This window comes from Flavobacterium cheonanense, assembly GCF_039539185.1.
Lineage (GTDB): Bacteria > Bacteroidota > Bacteroidia > Flavobacteriales > Flavobacteriaceae > Flavobacterium > Flavobacterium cheonanense.
Genome location: NZ_BAABCT010000002.1, coordinates 146,672 through 163,854, shown reverse-complemented (window position 1 = coordinate 163,854; position 17,183 = coordinate 146,672). Strand labels below are relative to the sequence as shown.

Sequence of the window (17,183 nt, the reverse complement as noted above, 5' to 3'; positions counted from 1 at the left end):
TCATCTTCCAGCATCCATCTTCCAGCATCCAACCCAAAAAGATGGCAAAAGAAAAATTAGAATGTTCCTTCTGCGGAAGAAAAAAACCGGAAACCAATTTATTGATTGCCGGAATCGACGCGCACATTTGCGACCGCTGTATTGAACAAGCACATGGAATTATTTTAGAAGAATTAAAAACCAATTCCAATGCAAAAATTGCTACCGATTTAGTTTTGCGTAAGCCAAAAGAAATCAGAGCATTTCTTGACGAATATGTTATTGGTCAAGAGCAAACCAAAAAAGTAATGTCGGTTGCAGTGTACAATCACTACAAAAGATTAATGCAACAACAAGTAGCCGAAGATGTTGAAATTGAAAAATCAAACATCATTATGGTTGGACAAACAGGAACCGGAAAAACATTAGTAGCAAAAACGATTGCACGTATGTTAGATGTTCCTTTAGCTATTGTTGATGCGACTGTTTTAACCGAAGCTGGTTATGTTGGAGAAGATGTTGAAAGTATTTTAACTCGTTTGCTTCAAGCAGCCGATTATGATGTAACTAAAGCAGAAAGAGGCATAGTTTTCATCGACGAAATTGATAAAATTGCTCGTAAAAGTGATAATCCATCAATAACTCGTGATGTTTCTGGTGAAGGTGTACAACAAGCCTTATTGAAATTATTGGAAGGAACCGTTGTTAATGTACCACCAAAAGGAGGAAGAAAACATCCAGACCAAAAATTTGTTGAGGTAAATACTCAAAATATATTATTCATCGCTGGTGGAGCTTTCGACGGAATTGAAAGAATTATTTCAAAACGTTTAAACAGAACCGCTGTTGGATATTCAACTTCAAGAAATGTTGATAATATCGATAAGGATAATTTGTTACAATACATCATCCCAAAAGACATCAAAGATTTTGGATTGATTCCAGAAATTATTGGTCGTTTGCCAGTATTAACTCATATGGATCCTTTAGATAAAGAAACGTTACGTTCTATTCTAACTGAACCAAAAAATGCTTTGATAAAACAATACCAAAAGTTATTTGCTATGGATGATGTAAAATTCACCATCACCAACGAAGCATTAGATTACATTGTAGAAAAAGCTTTAGAATACAAATTAGGTGCACGTGGGTTGCGTTCGTTATGTGAAGCAATCTTAACCGATGCGATGTATGAATTGCCAAGTTCTGATGATAAGTCTTTAGAAATTGATAAAGAATACGCTGAGCATACCTTGAATAAAAATTTATTGAAACGATTGGAAATTGCTTCATAACTAAAAAATAAAAACCCGATTTTGAAATTTCAAAATCGGGTTTTGTTTTACAACTAATCTCTAAATTACTTCACCAATCCGCCGCCACTTTTCACTTTTTCTGTTTGAATGTCGGTATTTTCTTTTTCCAATTTCAAATTACCAAATCTATAGGTTAACGAAATTCTAAAAACTCTAGAATCATTTTTTTCATAGAATTTTGTTTCTAAATTGGTAGACGAAATTAAGGCGTTAATCTCATTTTGATTGAATAAATCAAATGCGTGAATTCCTAATTTTAATTTCTTATTCAAGAAATCTTTATTCAACGAAATATCAAATTGTTGAATTGGTTTTGTGATTTTATATATTTCCCAAACACCACCTTCAGGTAAAATGAAGTAAGTCATGCTGCTTTTAATATCCCATGGTAACATTATTTGTGCTTGAGCTGCATAGTTCCAAATTGGTTTTGATTCAAATGAAAAGTCATATCCTTCTGTCAAGTTTTTGATGTAATTGATGTTCAAAAAGATGTAATTCATTTTGTCAATATTGTTCATTCTGTTTTTGAACTCTTCTTTACCTTTAAAAAAGTAATCTAACGGAATTGGGAAGTTGGCAAAAACACTCATAGTTTTAAAACGATCAAATTGTTGGAACGTTTGTGTACTTACCAATTGTCCTGGCTCGGCATTAAAAATAAATAAATTATGATCTTTAGAAACGGTATAATTTGTTCCTAACTGAATGAAATCCATTGCTGAAATCTTGAATTCATAATTGTCAAAAAATGACGGATTCAACAATAAATTTCCAGTTGAAGAATTGTATTGGTCAAAATTGGAACCATTTGGATCTAGAACACCATAACTTGGTTGTGCAATTTTTCTTGAATAGGATGCGCTCACATTTACACTTTGCGCAATTTCATATAAAGCACTAACATTTGGAAATAAATTTTTGTTATTAAAGTCTATATCTGTTCTTGTGTTGTCAACAATTCCAGTTCTATCGATATTAAAATCCTCATAACGAAGACCTAAAGTAAAGTTGAATTTTTTAATTTTCTTTCTCGCTTCTGCATAAAAAGCTAAATTTGTTTCTTCATAATCAAAGTCAATTATGTCTGTAATTGGCGAATTCAAATTGTATTTTCCAGTATTATTGACTTTGATGGTGTTAAATTTTCCTCCGGTATTGATAGAAAGTTTTAGTTTTTCAAATGGAATTGTAAAATCATATTTCAAATAATAATTTAGTAAACCAAAGTCATTTGTAAAATTATTATAACTAGAATTTACACCATCGAAAGCATTAGATTTAAAATTCGGATTTCTATTAAAAGTATTTGCAAAAGCAATAATATCAAGTCTTCTTCCAATAGTATCTAACTTAGTTTTATATTGTAAACTAAACTCTTGATTGTTAGATTTTGTTTTATTTGTTCCGTTATTCAAATAATCTGAAATTTCACTTCCAGTAGTTTTAGCATCAAAAACATCTCTATCATTGCTATAAGTAGAATTATAATTAAACAACAAGTTAGATTTTTCACTCAACTTATAATTAGTTCCAATTCTCATGTAGAAGTTTCGGTTTGTAGTAAGAGATAATCTTTGTTGGTCAATGTATTTATCTGGATCAAAAGAAGTAAAAGTTTGTCCGTTTTTTGATTTTTGCTCACGATCAATATAGTTGTAACCTATCATAGTTTGCCAACTCAAATTTTTCTCCTTACCATTCAATAATATCTGCGGACTAGGTTTTTGATATTTATTAAAATTATAATTTAAATTGAATGTTGCATTGATGCCTTTCATTCTTTTGTTACTTGTAACTAAATTAATTACAGAACCACTTGCGTTGGCTTCAAATGATGCACCAGGATTATAGATTAATTCTACTTTTTCAATAGCATTGGCAGGAAGAGAAGATAAATAATTTTCTAAATCAGAACCGCTAAGTGTGCTTGGCGAGCCATCTATATAGATAGCAACACCTTTACCATTTAAAGTCAAACCTCCTGTTGGTGAAGCTATAACTCCAGGTAATTTTTTAACAGCATCATAAGCATTTCCTGTGCTCAACATAGCGTTGTCTTTTACAGAAACTGTAGTTTTGTCTGATTCGACTTTAATGAGTTGTTTTTTTGTAGCTACTTTTACTTCGTCAAGAACTTCAACTTTTTTCTTGATAGTATCTTTTGGTGTTTCTGTTTCTTGAGCAAATAAGGCATTTGCTACTAACAAGGTAATAGATAAAAATAATGATTTCATTGTATTTGATTTGATTGATGATTACAAGTAAGACTTGAAACACCAACAAATGTTACAATGAATTTAAGATTTATTTTACTTTTTTGTAGTTAACAATAAATACACCACCAATAATTAGTGAAGCAGCAATGATAATTCGAGAAGTAATGGTCTCATCTAGAATAAGCCAACCCAAAAATAAAGCAACAACAACATTGACATAAGATAAAACGGAAACTTTGGTAGAAGACATTTGAGTTATCAAATAACTATAAGCCACATAACCTACAACCGAACCAAAAACGGCTAAATAAACCATTGCTAAAACGCTGCGTAAACTCCAATTCTCAGTAGAGATTGTTGGTGTTAAAATGAATTGAATTGCGGTCAAAATGATTCCGGCAATTATCATTTGAACACTTACATTCATTAGCATGGTTAACGAATTTTCACTTCCTTTTTTGGTGATAATAGTTCCGATTGCCCACATTAAAACGGCAATTAAAATAGCAAAAACGCCTTGGCGATACTCAGGATTCAATAAATCGGAAAGACTATTTTGGTAGATTAGAAAAATTCCAAACATACCTAATAAAATTCCAAGTGTTGTTTTGATGGAAAGTTTTTCGTTGCCTAAAATCAAATTTAAAATCAGTACAAAAAATGGTGATAAAGTTGATATTAACGATGCCAAACCACTAGTAATGTACTTTTCAGAATAGGTTGTTAATCCGTTGGCAAGAACAATCATCATTATCGCCAAAATAAAAACTCTAAGAAATTGCCTTGGGTTTACAGGTTCTAATTTTCGTTGAAATAATAAATAAAAGAAAATGATAAAACCAGAAATTAAATTACGAATTCCTGCAAGAAGAAAAGGAGGAATGGTTTCTATACCAATTCGAATGCCCAAAAAGGTTGTGCCCCAAAAGAAGGCAACACAGAATAAGGCTAAGTAAAGTTTAGTTTTCAAAAAAGGATTTGGGATTTACGAATTGCGATGCGAAGGTACTGAACTTTCTTTTTTAATCGAAGTTTCCACGCAACGTTTTCCGTAACATTTCATTCTTTTTGGTCCACAAGAAATTATGGATAAAGATAGAAGTAGTAGGAAAGCAGTTTTTTTCATTTTTTTCATTTTTTAATTCTTTCGTTTCTATATTTAAAAATTTATGCTTCGCCATTGATGTACAATTCTGAATAGGTGTTTTTAGATAAATTTATTTTCAAATTAAAATGACAATCACCACCATCATTATAATCAAGTATAGAATATTGAAATTCATCATTTTTCTCTTTACAATTACAATTTACCCAAACCTCAATTTCTCCTTGTAAGTTTTTAACTGCGATAACTTGTTTTTGATATTCAGTAATTGGACGAGTCATTTTGCTTTTGTTTTCTTCAATGCATTTTATTAACAATATTTCCAGTTCATTTATTTCCTTTTCAGATAAATCGTAAGGTTTAACGTCTTCCTTGAAACAATCATAAAATTTGGAATTAAATGTAAATGTTGAATAACTATCTTGTTTTTCTGAATAGGCTTCTTCTTTTAAGGGGAAATTTGTCTTCTTTATTTTTATTCTTAAAGGATATTTTCCGTCTATAAATTCTATAAAATTATTTTTAATAACAGCTTTTTCTGAGTCTGTAAGCTCAAATTCGAATGGTTTAAAATATATGGTGTCTAATCTTTTAAAGCAAAAGCCCTTAAATTTTTCTATTTTTTCATAGCGAGGATCTTTTTCTGAAGATGTAAAAATATATGTACTATCAGAATAAATGTTTAGTTTAATTGTGCGATCAAATTCATAGTTATTCTCTGCGTAAATTATTTCTTCACTTGATAAATCAGTGTTCGTTTTGCATCCAAAAAATAAATTAAAAACAGAAAGTATTATTAAATTTAATCTTTTCATGACTAGAAATTTTAACCTTTGGAATTCACACTAGTTTGCATCCCAATCAACTGTTCCAAATAATCGCGTTCGTTAGACAATCTTGGTATTTTATGTTGTCCACCCAATTTATCTTGTTCTTTTAACCAATCATAAAATAAATTCTCACGCGCAACATTTACTTTCAATTGATTTAAAGTCATATTGTTATAACGTTTAGCTTCATAATCGGAATTGACGGTTTGCAACGTTTCGTCCAATACTTTTTGAAATTGCGCCATATCTTCGGGATGTTTTTTAAATTCAATCATCCATTCGTGTGCGCCTTTTTCTTTACCTTTCATAAAAATAGGAGCAACCGTATAATCTTTAACTTCACAATTCAATGCCGAACTTGTTTTAGCAATGGCAGTATCAGTATTTTCAACCATTAATTCTTCTCCAAAAACATTAATATGATGCTTTGTTCTTCCTGAAACTCTAATTCTATAAGGTTTTAAAGAAGTGAATCGAACCGTGTCTCCAATCATATAACGCCATAATCCTGAATTAGTTGTGATTACAATGGCATAATTTTTAAATAATTCAACATCGGCTAAACGAACAATGCGCTGATTCGGCGTTCCAAAAGTATCCATCGGAATGAACTCGTAGAAAATACCGTAATCCAACATTAACAATAAATCGTTAGAATAATTCAAATCCTGAATCGCAAAAAATCCTTCGGAAGCATTGTAAATTTCATAATATTTAAAATCACTACTCGGAATAATCTTTTGATATTGCTCACGATAAGGTTCAAAATTAACGCCACCGTGAAAATATACTTCCAAATTGGGCCATAATTCCATCAAATTAGAATTGTTGGTTTCGGTCAGAATTCGATTCAATAATACCAGCATCCATGAAGGAACACCAGCAAAACTGGTTACATTTTCTGTCTTTGTTTCGTTGATAATGGCAGTTAATTTGGTTTCCCATTCGCTCATTAACGAAACTTTATTGCTTGGTGTGCTGCTGAATTCTGCCCACATTGGCATATTTTCTATCAATATTGCTGATAAATCGCCAAACGAAGTATTGTTGTTTTCATAAATCTGCGAACTGCCACCAAGACGCAAACTTTTTCCAAGAAACATATCCGAATTTTCGTTGTTGTTCAAATACATACACAACAAATCCTTGCTACCTTTGTAGTGACAATCTTCTAAAGCTTCATTGCTTACCGGAATAAATTTACTTTTAGCATTGGTAGTTCCACTTGATTTCGCAAACCATTTTATAGGTGTATTCCAAAAAACGTTTTGTGCGCCTTTTCGAGTGAGTTCAATCATAGGTTCCAATTCTTCGTAGGTTGAAACCGGAACTCTTTCGGTAAATGTTTTATAATTTCGTATCGATTCAAAATTGTATTTTTTCCCAATAACGGTTTCTTCACAATTGCGAATTAAGTTCATAAGTAACTCATCCTGAACTTCATTAGGATATTTAAGAAACAACTCAATCTGATGAATGCGTTGCTTCAAAACCCAAGATGCGATAGAATTAATTATTGGAAAAGGCATTTTTTTTGGTTGTGAGTTATGAGTTGTGAGTTATGAGTTATAACTTTACGCTAAAATAGTAAAATATTTAAAATCTAATATCATAAATCTAATATTTAATATGCAATACGAAGGAGTTCTAACCAAAATGCAAACAGAGTTTTCTAATCCAATTCAATATTATTTGGTTTTTGAAAACAGTTTTTTGAATTTGAATCAGTTGTTAAACAAATCGTTAGAAATTAATTTTCTTGGCTATCAATGTTTGGAATGTGGTAAGAAAAAGAAGATTTTCCGTCAAGGATTTTGTTATGATTGCTTTATGAATAGCGCCTCTGCAGGCGATTGGATTATGAAACCAGAATTATCGACAGCGCATTTAGATATTGAAGATAGAGATTTGGAATACGAAAAACGAGTGCAATTGCAACCACATATTGTTTATTTAGCCTTATCAAGTGAGGTGAAAGTTGGCGTGACAAGAAAAACGCAAGTTCCAACTCGATGGATTGATCAAGGTGCGGTGCAAGCCATTCCAATTGTTGAAGTTCCAAATCGATATTTGGCAGGAATTACCGAAGTAGCTTTGAAAAATCATTTTGCAGACAAAACCAATTGGCAAAAAATGCTAAAAAATGAGGTTCCAGCTGCCGATCTAATAAAAGAACGCGCCAATTTGAAATACCTAATTCCAAAAGAAGTACAAGAATTCTATCATCCAGAAAAAGAAGATTTATATGATTTGCATTTTCCAGTTTTGGAATATCCTAAAAAGGTAACCAGTTTAAATTTGGATAAATCTCCAAACTTCTTAGGAAAACTAACCGGAATAAAAGGACAATATTTAATCTTCGAAGACGGAACTGTTTTCAACATAAGAACCTTTGAAGGTTATGTAGTGAAGATTAGTTTGTAGATTTTTTTTGTCATTTCGACGAAGGAGAAATCACATTAGATTATTTTATGCGATTTCTCCTTCGTCGAAATGACAAACCAACAATTACGGAGTTGTTGTTGGAGCTGGTTTTTCTTTTTTCTTCAACCAACCATTTAATAAATCTTTGGCTTTGGTTTTAACTTCCTGTTTCACTTCTTCTTTTGTTGCAGGGACTTTAGTTTTTGTAGTATCACCAGGTTTTTTGTTTTTATTGATTAGATTTTCTAATTCATTTTTACCTTTTCCAATCAATTGCTCTTTCTGTTGTTTTACTAAATTGTTTACTAAAGTTGTTGTCGCAGTTTTAACATCTGTAGTGATTTTTGGCGTAGTAAAAGAACCACCAAGAATTGCATTTACAGGAATACTTTCCAATTTAGCTGCATTTGCCGGAGATAATTTTGCAATTAAATTGTTGACATCGCTTCCAAGATATTTTGCAGGAACATCAAATTTTAAATTGTAATTCATCAATTGGTCAAAACCATGCGTTCCGCCAACAGTTACTTTTATGTCTTGGTATTTTATATCAAATGGTTTTACCGTAACTTTTCCATCTTTAAAGGTTAAAGCCGCTTTCAAATCGTTTAAATTTAATTTTTTCAAATCGATAAAATTCAAATTGGAATCTAAAGCACTCAAAAGAGTAGAATTACTAGAATTTACAGTAGTTGACAACAATTGACCTAATAAATCTCCAGATAATGTTTTTAAATCAGGAGTCATTTCATTAGCATCTAAATTTCCTGATAATTTGATAGTTGAATTTAGTTTTCCGTTGATGATTCCTGCAATTGGTGCGATTTTTTTCAACATGTCTAATTGGGTAAAACTATCTGCAATATTTACTTGATTCAAACCAAGATTCATGTTGAAAGTTGGTATTTTTGCTTTGGTAGAAACCATTCCGTTTACGCCAATCGAACCGCCAAAAATATTGGTTTTCACATTTTGTAAAGTCACCGCTTGGTCTTTTACAATCAATTTTCCGGAAACATCTTTCAAAGTTAAATTATCATATAAAACCGTATTAGCTTTTGCGGTAAGCGAACAATCCAAGAACGCAGGAATTTTCATCGCCTCAGTTTTAGCTTTCGTTTCTGTTTTAGAAGTTGGTTCAGCTGTTGTCATAAAATCGGAAACCGCAAGTTGGTTAGAACTCAAATTAAAGTTTCCTTGCAAATTCTGATTTCTGAAAATAAATCCGTAGAAATTTTCTAGCACTCCAGTCACGTTCATATCACTTTTTCCTGTAGTAGCTTTAAATTCTTGAAGATTAACACGACTCGGATTGAATTGAACAATTGCACTGTTGATGTTCATCGATTTGCCGTTCTCATCCACATATTTGAAACCAGTTAAGTTGATATTTCCTGCATTATTAATGTTCTGGTACTGACTTTTTTCAACCGATGCCATATCAAATTTAGTAGTTACATCAGCTTTCAAAATTCCAGAAAGTGGCTTTTCTAATTTAATAGGATACGCTTTTGATAGATTTCCTAAATTGATTGTTCCTTTCAATGCGGCGTCAACCAAAGCGTTTGTTGCCACGTTTTTTATATTTGCTTTAGCGTTAAAAACATCTTGATCAATAGAAAATGATAGTTTGTCTAAATTCACATAAGTGTCATTCATCACACCAGTTTCATTGATGATTTTAGTGTCGATAACAATATTTTTAACCGATTTTGGTAAATCAGGATATTGAAAAGAAGCATTATTAGAAGCAATAGCAATATTAAATTTTGGAACGGTTGTATCGGTCAACATTCCTTTAGCAAAACCAGCAACTGTAAAATCACCAGAAGTTTTTACATTATCCAAACTACTTGCATAAGCCGAAGGAATCAATCCTAAGAAGTTTTTAAACGATGAAGTTGGAGTTTTGAATGTCAAATCATATAATTGTCCTGCATCAACTAATTGAATAAATCCGTTGAATTCTAATGGCAACTCGTTGATTTTTGCTTTGTTTTCCTTGAAAGTATATTTGCTATTTTTTAAGTCAATTCCGAGAATGGCATCCAAAGAAACATTAATATTATTCATATAATTTACTTTGTCCATATTCAAAGAAATTTTTGCTGTTGTTTTAGTATCTAAATCTAAAACATCATTTGTAAAATCGCCAGTTCCAGAATGATTGATGCTGTCAAGAACCATTGAAATTTTAGAGGATTCATCAAAATATTTGAACTTGAAATTTTCAACATCGTATTCTTTAATTTTTAAAGCAAGTGGTTTGCTTTTCCCATCGTCTGTTTTTTGGTCTTGATTTTTTAAAGCAATGTCGAAATTCCCGATACCATCTTTATTGAAAATGATGTTAATTAATCCGTTTTTGGAAGAAATAGCATCAATATTTAATGGTTCATTATCGCCATTAAAAAGTTCCATCACCGACATTTTTAAATTTAATTCTTTGAATGAAACCAAAGTGTCACCTTTAAATGGTGCTTTGTTTACAATAGATAAATTTTCCATAGCCACATTTGCATTTGGAAAACTTTTAAACAAACTTAAATCAGCATCTGTAAAAGCTACTTTTGCATCGACACTTTCATTGATAGATTTTAAAATTTTGGCTTTTATTTGGTCTTCAAATAAATACGGAATTGCAAAAGCTGATACAACTAATAACAATAATACAATTCCAACGATTTTTAAAATTTTCTTTACCATAATGATTCACTATTTATTCAACTAATTCAATGCAAATATCTTGCCTTTCTAAAAACAATCAACAAATTTAGTGTTTTAGGATGGTTTTAGTTTGTAAAATTGTCATAAAATGTTTCATTATTTCCTTGATGTAGAACAACTTTTACAAATAAAAAATCCGTCTCATTTTTCAATAAGACGGATAAAAACAACTAACCCAATCGTTTTTTGATTAATTAATTTTCAACTCATAAGCCATTCTTGCTTGAACGCCTTTTTGGTTGGTCATTTGTTTTATTTGTTGAAGTACTTTATAATTTTGCTCTCCAATTTCTTCTTTTATAATAGCTTGACGCGATTGCGCAAATCCAAATTGAGCTAAAACATCTTCAAAACTTTTTTCATATTCAGGGAAATTTTGAATTCTATATTTTGATGTTTTTCCAAGTTTAGCTGCTTCTTTTATAGCTTCATCCATTCCGCCAATTTTATCAACTAAACCAATTCTTAAAGCATCTTGACCACTCCAAACTCTACCTTGACCAATTGCATCAACTTGCTCGAAAGTTAATTTTCTTCCAGCAGCAACTCGATTTACAAATGTGGAGTAAATTTTTTCAACACCTTCTTGAGCAAAACCGCGATAGTTTTCATCTAAAGGCATAAACGGACTGTAACCTGCGGCATTTGTATGTGTTTTTACTTGTTCGATGTCTAAACCAATTTTATCAGCTGCAACAGTAAAGTTTGGTAAAACTCCAAAAACTCCAATCGAACCTGTGATTGTATTAGCTTCTGCGAAAATCTTATTAGCATTACATGCAATATAGTAACCACCAGAAGCAGCATAATTTCCCATAGAAACTACGATAGGTTTTACTTTTTTAGTCAATTCAATTTCTCTCCAAATTAATTCCGATGTTAAAGCGCTTCCACCAGGAGAATCGATTCTTAAAACCACTGATTTTACATTTTTATCAGCACGAGCTTCTTGCAAAGAACGACGCATCGCACCTTCTCCAATAAGGTTTACATCACCTTCACCGCTACCAATTTCGCCTTGAGCATAAATGATAGCAATTTTATCCTTAGTTGAATAATCTTTTGATGTTGAAGCAACTTTTTCAGCATAATCTTCAATTAAAACTTTTTCATAATCTTCATCAGCCGCAACCTTCAAAGCTTTTTTGATATCGTTATGATAAACATCTTCATAGGCAATAACGTCAATTAACTTTTCAGCTTTTGCCATTTGTGGTGTTCTTGCTAAAAGTCCGTCAGCAACTTGATTTAATCGTGCAACAGAGATTTTTCTGCTAGCTGCAACATCGGTTACAACCGAATTCCATACAGAAGTTAATAGTTGCGTAGTTTGTTCTCTATTGGCATCACTCATTTTATTTTCTAAAAATGGTTCTACTGCACTTTTGTATTTTCCATGGCGAATTACTTCCATTTTAACACCCGATTTTTCTTGTAAATCTTTAAAGAACATCAATTCGGCAGATAAACCTTTGAATTCTAATTCTCCAATAGGATTCAAATAAATGGTATTGGCAACCGAATTCAAATAGTAATCTTTTTGCGAATAAACATCGGCATAAGAATAGATAAATTTCCCAGATTTTTTGAAATCTTCTAAAGCATCACGCAACGCTTTGGTTTGTGCCATACCTAAATTTGAAAAATTGTTTAAAATTGAAATCCCTTTAATATCGGAATCAGTTTTGGCGTATTCAATTGCATTAATTACATCAAATAAGCCGTCATGTTTGTCCTTGTCGTTCAAAAAAGGCATGTCGTCATAATTGGTTTTACCAGCATAATCGTAATTGATTTTAGATAAATCCAACTCGATTACAGAATTACTTTTAACCGAAACTGTTTCAGAATCTCCGCTACCAGCAATGGCTCCAATCAAGATAATTCCGAAGAAAAAAATCATGCAAAAAATAAATAGTCCAACAATAGTGGCTAATACATTTCCTAAAAATCTCATAGTAGTTAATTTTACTAATTAGTAGTTAAAAAAGATAATTTGTTACAAACCATTTGATTAAATGTAAAATAAAAATAGTTATCAACACAAAGCACAAATATACTTCAATTCTGAATTTCTTTTAGTTATTTTGCCAAATATGAATCAGCAACATCAAGTTATACTTTCGCTAGGCAGTAATCAAGGTAATCGCCTTGAGAACATTGAGCATTGTATTGATTTATTGCATCATGAAGTTGGAACTGTAGTTAAGGTTTCCTCTTTATTTGAATCAGATTCTTGGGGTTTTTCTAGTGATTCGTTTTATAATTGTGCCGTTTTAATTCATACGCATAAAAATCCGCAAAAGCTTTTAAAAAATATTTTGAAAGTTGAAAAAAAGTTGGGTAGAGTTCGAACAGAAAGTTCCGATTATCAACCAAGAGTTATTGATGTTGATATGATTTCTTTTGATGATGAAATTATTGAATCTGAATCATTACAAATTCCGCACAAACATCTTCAAGACCGACTTTTTGTATTGTTGCCAATGATGGAATTGGTTTCCGATTGGACACATCCTATTTCTCAAAAATCAATTTCAGATATTTTAAAAGATTGTAAGGATAAAGGAAATTGTGTTAAGATTTCAAAACTGAATGCACCATTGCAAAAAATCAATTTTGACGATTTTAATTACATTGCGATTGAAGGAAATATTGGCGCAGGAAAAACAACTTTGGTTTCTAAATTGGCAGAAGATTTTAATGCCAAAACCGTTTTAGAACGATTTGCAGACAATCCGTTTTTACCTAAATTCTATAAAGATCAAAACCGATATGCTTTTCCGCTAGAGATGTCTTTTTTAGCCGATAGATACCAACAAATATCAGACGATTTAGCGCAATTTGATTTGTTTAAAGATTTTATAATTGCCGATTATCATATTTTTAAATCTTTAATTTTTGCTAAAGTAACGTTGGCAGAAGATGAATATCGATTGTATAAAACGCTTTTTGATATCATTTACAAAGAAATGCCAAAACCAGATTTGTATGTTTATTTATACCAAAATACAGAACGATTATTGGCAAATATCAAGCGAAGAGGAAGAAGTTACGAACAAGAAATTCCAGCAGATTATTTAGAAAAAATCAATAATGGTTATCTCGATTATATCAAAACTCAGAAAGATTTGAATGTACTTATAGTAGACGTTTCTGAAAGAGATTTTGTAAAAAATCAAGAAGATTATATTTTCATTCTTGATGAAATTAAGAAGAAGTTGAATTAACGCTTTAAGGAAAAATGACCTTTTATTTCTGGAGTGTTTTCATCCTTTTTAAACGTAAACCAATAATCGTCAGATGGTAAAAGTTGGTTGTTTAAAGTGCCATCCCAATTATTATCTATAGCATTCAGTTGTTTAATTAACTTTCCGTAGCGATTAAAAATCGAAACTTTTGCTTTTGGATAATAAATTAAACCCTTGATTGTCCAATTGTCATTAAATCCATCTCCATTTGGAGTAAAAAAATTAGGGATTGTAATTACTGCAAATTCTTTGAAATCAAAACCACAATTGTTTTTTCCTCGAACTATAGCATTATAAATTCCGCCATCAGAAACGGTAAATACATTAGATGTTTGAAAACTCACACCGTCAATGGAGTATTCATAATCTCCAGAAGTTGAAACGATAATTGTTGCAGTTGTACCATTAATCAAAACGTCATCAATAACAGGAAGGTCATTTTGAGTTACTGTAAATGTCTTTGTACTAGAACAACCCTGTGGAGTCAAATCGGTTACCAAAACAGAATAAATGCCAGGAGAAGCAATGGTAATTGTATTGGTAGTTTCAGATGTTGACCACAAATAAGAAACATTGTTAATTCCTGCGTTTAAAGTAAGTGTTTCGTTTTCACAAAGTGAAAGATTTTCATCAACAACTATAGGTTTTGAAATTACTTGAACATTTATAGCAATTCTTCCAATTGAAAGACAACCATTGTTGTTTCCTTCAATGTAATAAGTAGTGTTTTGTGTTAATGCTGGAGTTGTAAAACTGGTTCCTGTAACTAAAGGAGTTATGCTAGTTAAAGACGAATACCAATTTATTACTCCTGATGAAGTAGAAGCATTAAGTGTCGTTCCTGTGTTTTCGCAAATACTTACATTAGTATCAGTAGTTAAAATAGGTGTTGTATTAACAGAAGCAGTTACGGCAGTTCTAATATTTGAAGTACATCCAATAGGAGAGGCATCTGCAAAATATGTAGTGGTTGAATTTAAAAAAGGAGTAGTGAAAGTTGTTCCTGTTGCAATTGGCGTTCCTCCTGTAGCAGAAGTATACCAATTAATTACTGGAACATTTGCAGTCGCTCCAAGAGTTACCACTCCAGGATTGCAAATTTCTGCGGCTGTTGTTGAGATAATACTTGGGATAGTTATTGTTGTGCTTGTAGAAATTTGAATTATTGGATCGCCTGGCATTCCTCCATATTCCACTATATACCCTTTTGGTTGATAAAATCCGCTAGTTGCTCCTGTGTTTGATATGTCGTTCCATGATCCAGGAATTCCTACACCTGGAGCAGTGATATGAGTATAATCTTCATCACCACTACTGTTTGGTTCACCTGTATTCCAAAAAGTAAAAGCAAAAGCAGTTCCTGCTTCTGGTCCAGTCATCCAACGCCAAACACCTTCTTGTTGTTCGTCGCTTCCTCCAATCCAACCAGCGCCTTCCGATTGTTCTCCTGCAATTTGTGCTTCATCTGCTGCGGTTATTGTAGCTAAATAGCCTTGAATTCCGTAGTAAAAGTTGGTAGTAGCGGCAACTCTAGCATCAGACCAAGTTATTCCGATATTGGGAATATATTGATAATAATGTCCATTTGAAGGTAAATAATTGGCTTGGCCAATTGAAATAGAAAAAGTTCTAACGCCACTTGGATTAGTAGCATTGCTAAAATATTCAACATCTTCAATTGCAGCTTCTAGTTCTGCGTAGGTAGGTTGACTAAATAGACCAATCAAAGTTAATTTTCCTGTATTACTGTCCCAACTACTATTAATTGTAGGATGCGAACCAGTAAGAGTCAATATATCTTCACCAGAAACATATCCGGATGAAATTTGAATATAGATAGCGGTAACACCAAGATCATCGGGATCAACAATAGTCATATTTGTAACTATTTTCATTGAAGTTCCAGGACAGTATATTTGGTTCCCGGTTGCAGTTAAAATTGGAGCGACATTAGATGTTTGAGCTTTCGTAGAAGGCCCAATTAGTAATAAAAATAAAACAAATATTTTAGTTATGTTTTTTATTTTCACAAGATTAAAGAGTGTTTATTTTTTGAAATAAATCCCAAACTACTATTCCTGTACTTACCGATATATTTAATGAATGTTTACTTCCTAATTGTGGAATTTCTATAACTCCATCACTTAAATCAATAGCTTCTTGTGAAACTCCAAACACTTCATTTCCGAAAACTAATGCGTATTTTTTTTCTTTTTCAGGTTTAAAATCATCTAAGAATATAGCATTTTCAACTTGTTCAATAGCATAAACAGAAATGCCTTCTTTTTTAAGGTTTTCAATAACTTCAATAACACTTTTATTGTGTTCCCAGGCGACGGTTTCAGTTGCTCCAAGTGCGGTTTTATGAATTTCTTTGTTTGGAGGTGTTGCGGTTATTCCGCAGAGATAAATTTTTTCAATTAGAAATGCATCAGAAGTTCTAAATACCGAGCCAATATTGTGAAGACTTCTAATATCGTCTAAGACAATGATTATTGGTGTTTTTTCAGCTTGTTTAAAATCTTCAACCGATTTTCTTTCAAGTTCGCTGTTTTCTAATTTTCGCATTTCTAATTTTTTTGTAAAGGTATTCAAAAAAAAAGCTTCCGAAAATCGGAAGCTCTTTTTTTATGAGGAAAAAATATTAGCTTTTAGTCTCTGTTACTGGAGTAGCAGGAGCATCTGGAAGAACATTACCTTTAATAGTAATAATTTTTGTAGATTTTCCTGTTGGAACCGGAGCACCACCAGGAGTTGTTGAAGGAGTTGTTACTGGAGTAACATTTGAACCTACAGCATTAGAAGTTACAGTTACTGTTTTAGTAAATGGGCCAACTCTGCTAGTATCGTATTTAACTCCAATTTTACCTGTTTCTCCTGGTTGAATTGGTTTTTCTGGTTTAGATGGTACTGTACAACCACAAGATCCTTGAGTATTTTCAATAACTAAAGGTTTGTTTCCATTATTTGTGAAAACAAATTCTCTTTGTCCGTCAGCATTGTGTGGAATACTTCCATAATCAATAGTTTCATTTTCAAAAACCATTCCTGCACCATCAACTTTAGGAGTTTCAACTTTAGTTGATACCGCTTTCTTAGCTTTTTTTGCTTTAGATTTTGTTTGAGCATTTGCAGAAGTTAAACTGAAAACTGCTAAAACTGCTACTAGTAATATTTTTTTCATTTTTTATAAAATTAATAATTTAACAAGACAAATTTATATAAAAAAAAGTTCAAGAGTCACAATGAAACTTAAATTTTTATTAAATGAATTGTTAATGATAAAATTTAATATTAAATAATTAAATTCGTAAGCTAAAATTAAAATTATA

Annotated in this window: 13 protein-coding genes; 3 read left to right on the top strand and 10 right to left on the bottom strand. The window is 31.6% G+C overall.

The features are described from left to right. The first annotated feature begins 41 nt into the window (after positions 1-41). A complete protein-coding gene (gene clpX, locus ABD766_RS04210; RefSeq protein WP_344815521.1) occupies positions 42-1,274 on the top strand; it encodes an ATP-dependent Clp protease ATP-binding subunit ClpX in 1,233 nt (410 codons plus the stop codon). A gap of 65 nt (positions 1,275-1,339) precedes the next feature. Here clpX and ABD766_RS04205 read toward each other — a convergent pair whose 3' ends face one another. The 5 genes from ABD766_RS04205 to ABD766_RS04185 all read right to left on the bottom strand — a co-directional run bounded on the left by ABD766_RS04205 (position 1,340) and on the right by ABD766_RS04185 (position 6,978). Further along, positions 1,340-3,532 (bottom strand): TonB-dependent receptor domain-containing protein, encoded by a 2,193-nt coding sequence (locus ABD766_RS04205; RefSeq protein WP_344815520.1) that lies wholly within the window; start codon positions 3,530-3,532, stop codon positions 1,340-1,342. Positions 3,533-3,602: 70 nt separating this feature from the next. After that, the gene (locus ABD766_RS04200) at positions 3,603-4,484 is read right to left on the bottom strand and encodes a DMT family transporter (RefSeq protein WP_344815519.1); all 882 of its coding nucleotides are present in this window, start codon (positions 4,482-4,484) and stop codon (positions 3,603-3,605) included. A 15-nt stretch (positions 4,485-4,499) separates the two neighbouring features. Beyond that, positions 4,500-4,640 carry a hypothetical protein gene (locus ABD766_RS04195; RefSeq protein ID WP_344815518.1) on the bottom strand — a complete coding sequence of 47 codons (141 nt, stop codon included), beginning with the start codon at positions 4,638-4,640 and terminating at the stop codon, positions 4,500-4,502. 41 nt (positions 4,641-4,681) lie between these two features. Beyond that, positions 4,682-5,434, bottom strand: a complete 753-nt coding sequence (locus ABD766_RS04190; RefSeq protein WP_344815517.1) for a hypothetical protein — start codon at positions 5,432-5,434, stop codon at positions 4,682-4,684. 11 nt (positions 5,435-5,445) lie between these two features. Next, complete coding sequence (locus ABD766_RS04185; RefSeq protein ID WP_344815516.1) at positions 5,446-6,978, bottom strand: GH3 auxin-responsive promoter family protein; 1,533 nt, start codon at positions 6,976-6,978, stop codon at positions 5,446-5,448. Between the two features lie 100 nt (positions 6,979-7,078). Between ABD766_RS04185 and ABD766_RS04180 the strand changes: the two genes are divergently transcribed. Further along, positions 7,079-7,873 (top strand): DUF2797 domain-containing protein, encoded by a 795-nt coding sequence (locus ABD766_RS04180; RefSeq protein ID WP_344815515.1) that lies wholly within the window; start codon positions 7,079-7,081, stop codon positions 7,871-7,873. 84 nt (positions 7,874-7,957) lie between these two features. On the opposite strand, the gene ABD766_RS04175 is transcribed toward ABD766_RS04180, so the two are convergent. Together ABD766_RS04175 and sppA are read right to left on the bottom strand one after the other, a co-directional pair. Then, positions 7,958-10,579 carry an AsmA family protein gene (locus ABD766_RS04175; RefSeq protein WP_344815514.1) on the bottom strand — a complete coding sequence of 874 codons (2,622 nt, stop codon included), beginning with the start codon at positions 10,577-10,579 and terminating at the stop codon, positions 7,958-7,960. Positions 10,580-10,790: 211 nt separating this feature from the next. Beyond that, on the bottom strand, positions 10,791-12,557 hold the full coding sequence (gene sppA, locus ABD766_RS04170) for a signal peptide peptidase SppA (RefSeq protein ID WP_344815513.1): 1,767 nt from the start codon (positions 12,555-12,557) through the stop codon (positions 10,791-10,793). 139 nt (positions 12,558-12,696) lie between these two features. Here sppA and folK point away from each other — a divergent pair, with 139 nt between their 5' ends. Continuing rightward, positions 12,697-13,830: a 2-amino-4-hydroxy-6-hydroxymethyldihydropteridine diphosphokinase gene (folK, locus tag ABD766_RS04165; protein ID WP_344815512.1), complete on the top strand. Its 1,134-nt coding sequence runs from the start codon at positions 12,697-12,699 to the stop codon at positions 13,828-13,830. Here folK and ABD766_RS04160 read toward each other — a convergent pair. The 3 genes from ABD766_RS04160 to ABD766_RS04150 form a co-directional block, all read right to left on the bottom strand. Beyond that, complete coding sequence (locus ABD766_RS04160; protein WP_344815511.1) at positions 13,827-15,746, bottom strand: Ig-like domain-containing protein; 1,920 nt, start codon at positions 15,744-15,746, stop codon at positions 13,827-13,829. The genes folK and ABD766_RS04160 overlap by 4 nt on opposite strands. A gap of 139 nt (positions 15,747-15,885) precedes the next feature. After that, positions 15,886-16,419, bottom strand: a complete 534-nt coding sequence (locus ABD766_RS04155; protein ID WP_298305746.1) for an RNA methyltransferase — start codon at positions 16,417-16,419, stop codon at positions 15,886-15,888. A gap of 76 nt (positions 16,420-16,495) precedes the next feature. Beyond that, positions 16,496-17,035: a DUF1573 domain-containing protein gene (locus tag ABD766_RS04150; protein WP_344815509.1), complete on the bottom strand. Its 540-nt coding sequence runs from the start codon at positions 17,033-17,035 to the stop codon at positions 16,496-16,498. Positions 17,036-17,183 lie beyond the last annotated feature (148 nt).

What these genes read in the sequence shown, in the direction of transcription:
- clpX (WP_344815521.1), top strand. Translation starts at nt 42, where the DNA reads ATGGCAAAAGAAAAATTAGAATGTTCCTTCTGCGGAAGAAAAAAACCG.
- ABD766_RS04205 (WP_344815520.1), bottom strand. Translation starts at nt 3,532, where the DNA reads ATGAAATCATTATTTTTATCTATTACCTTGTTAGTAGCAAATGCCTTA.
- ABD766_RS04195 (WP_344815518.1), bottom strand. Translation starts at nt 4,640, where the DNA reads ATGAAAAAAACTGCTTTCCTACTACTTCTATCTTTATCCATAATTTCT.
- ABD766_RS04190 (WP_344815517.1), bottom strand. Translation starts at nt 5,434, where the DNA reads ATGAAAAGATTAAATTTAATAATACTTTCTGTTTTTAATTTATTTTTT.
- ABD766_RS04185 (WP_344815516.1), bottom strand. Translation starts at nt 6,978, where the DNA reads ATGCCTTTTCCAATAATTAATTCTATCGCATCTTGGGTTTTGAAGCAA.
- ABD766_RS04180 (WP_344815515.1), top strand. Translation starts at nt 7,079, where the DNA reads ATGCAATACGAAGGAGTTCTAACCAAAATGCAAACAGAGTTTTCTAAT.
- ABD766_RS04175 (WP_344815514.1), bottom strand. Translation starts at nt 10,579, where the DNA reads ATGGTAAAGAAAATTTTAAAAATCGTTGGAATTGTATTATTGTTATTA.
- sppA (WP_344815513.1), bottom strand. Translation starts at nt 12,557, where the DNA reads ATGAGATTTTTAGGAAATGTATTAGCCACTATTGTTGGACTATTTATT.
- folK (WP_344815512.1), top strand. Translation starts at nt 12,697, where the DNA reads ATGAATCAGCAACATCAAGTTATACTTTCGCTAGGCAGTAATCAAGGT.
- ABD766_RS04160 (WP_344815511.1), bottom strand. Translation starts at nt 15,746, where the DNA reads ATGAAAATAGTTACAAATATGACTATTGTTGATCCCGATGATCTTGGT.
- ABD766_RS04155 (WP_298305746.1), bottom strand. Translation starts at nt 16,419, where the DNA reads ATGCGAAAATTAGAAAACAGCGAACTTGAAAGAAAATCGGTTGAAGAT.
- ABD766_RS04150 (WP_344815509.1), bottom strand. Translation starts at nt 17,035, where the DNA reads ATGAAAAAAATATTACTAGTAGCAGTTTTAGCAGTTTTCAGTTTAACT.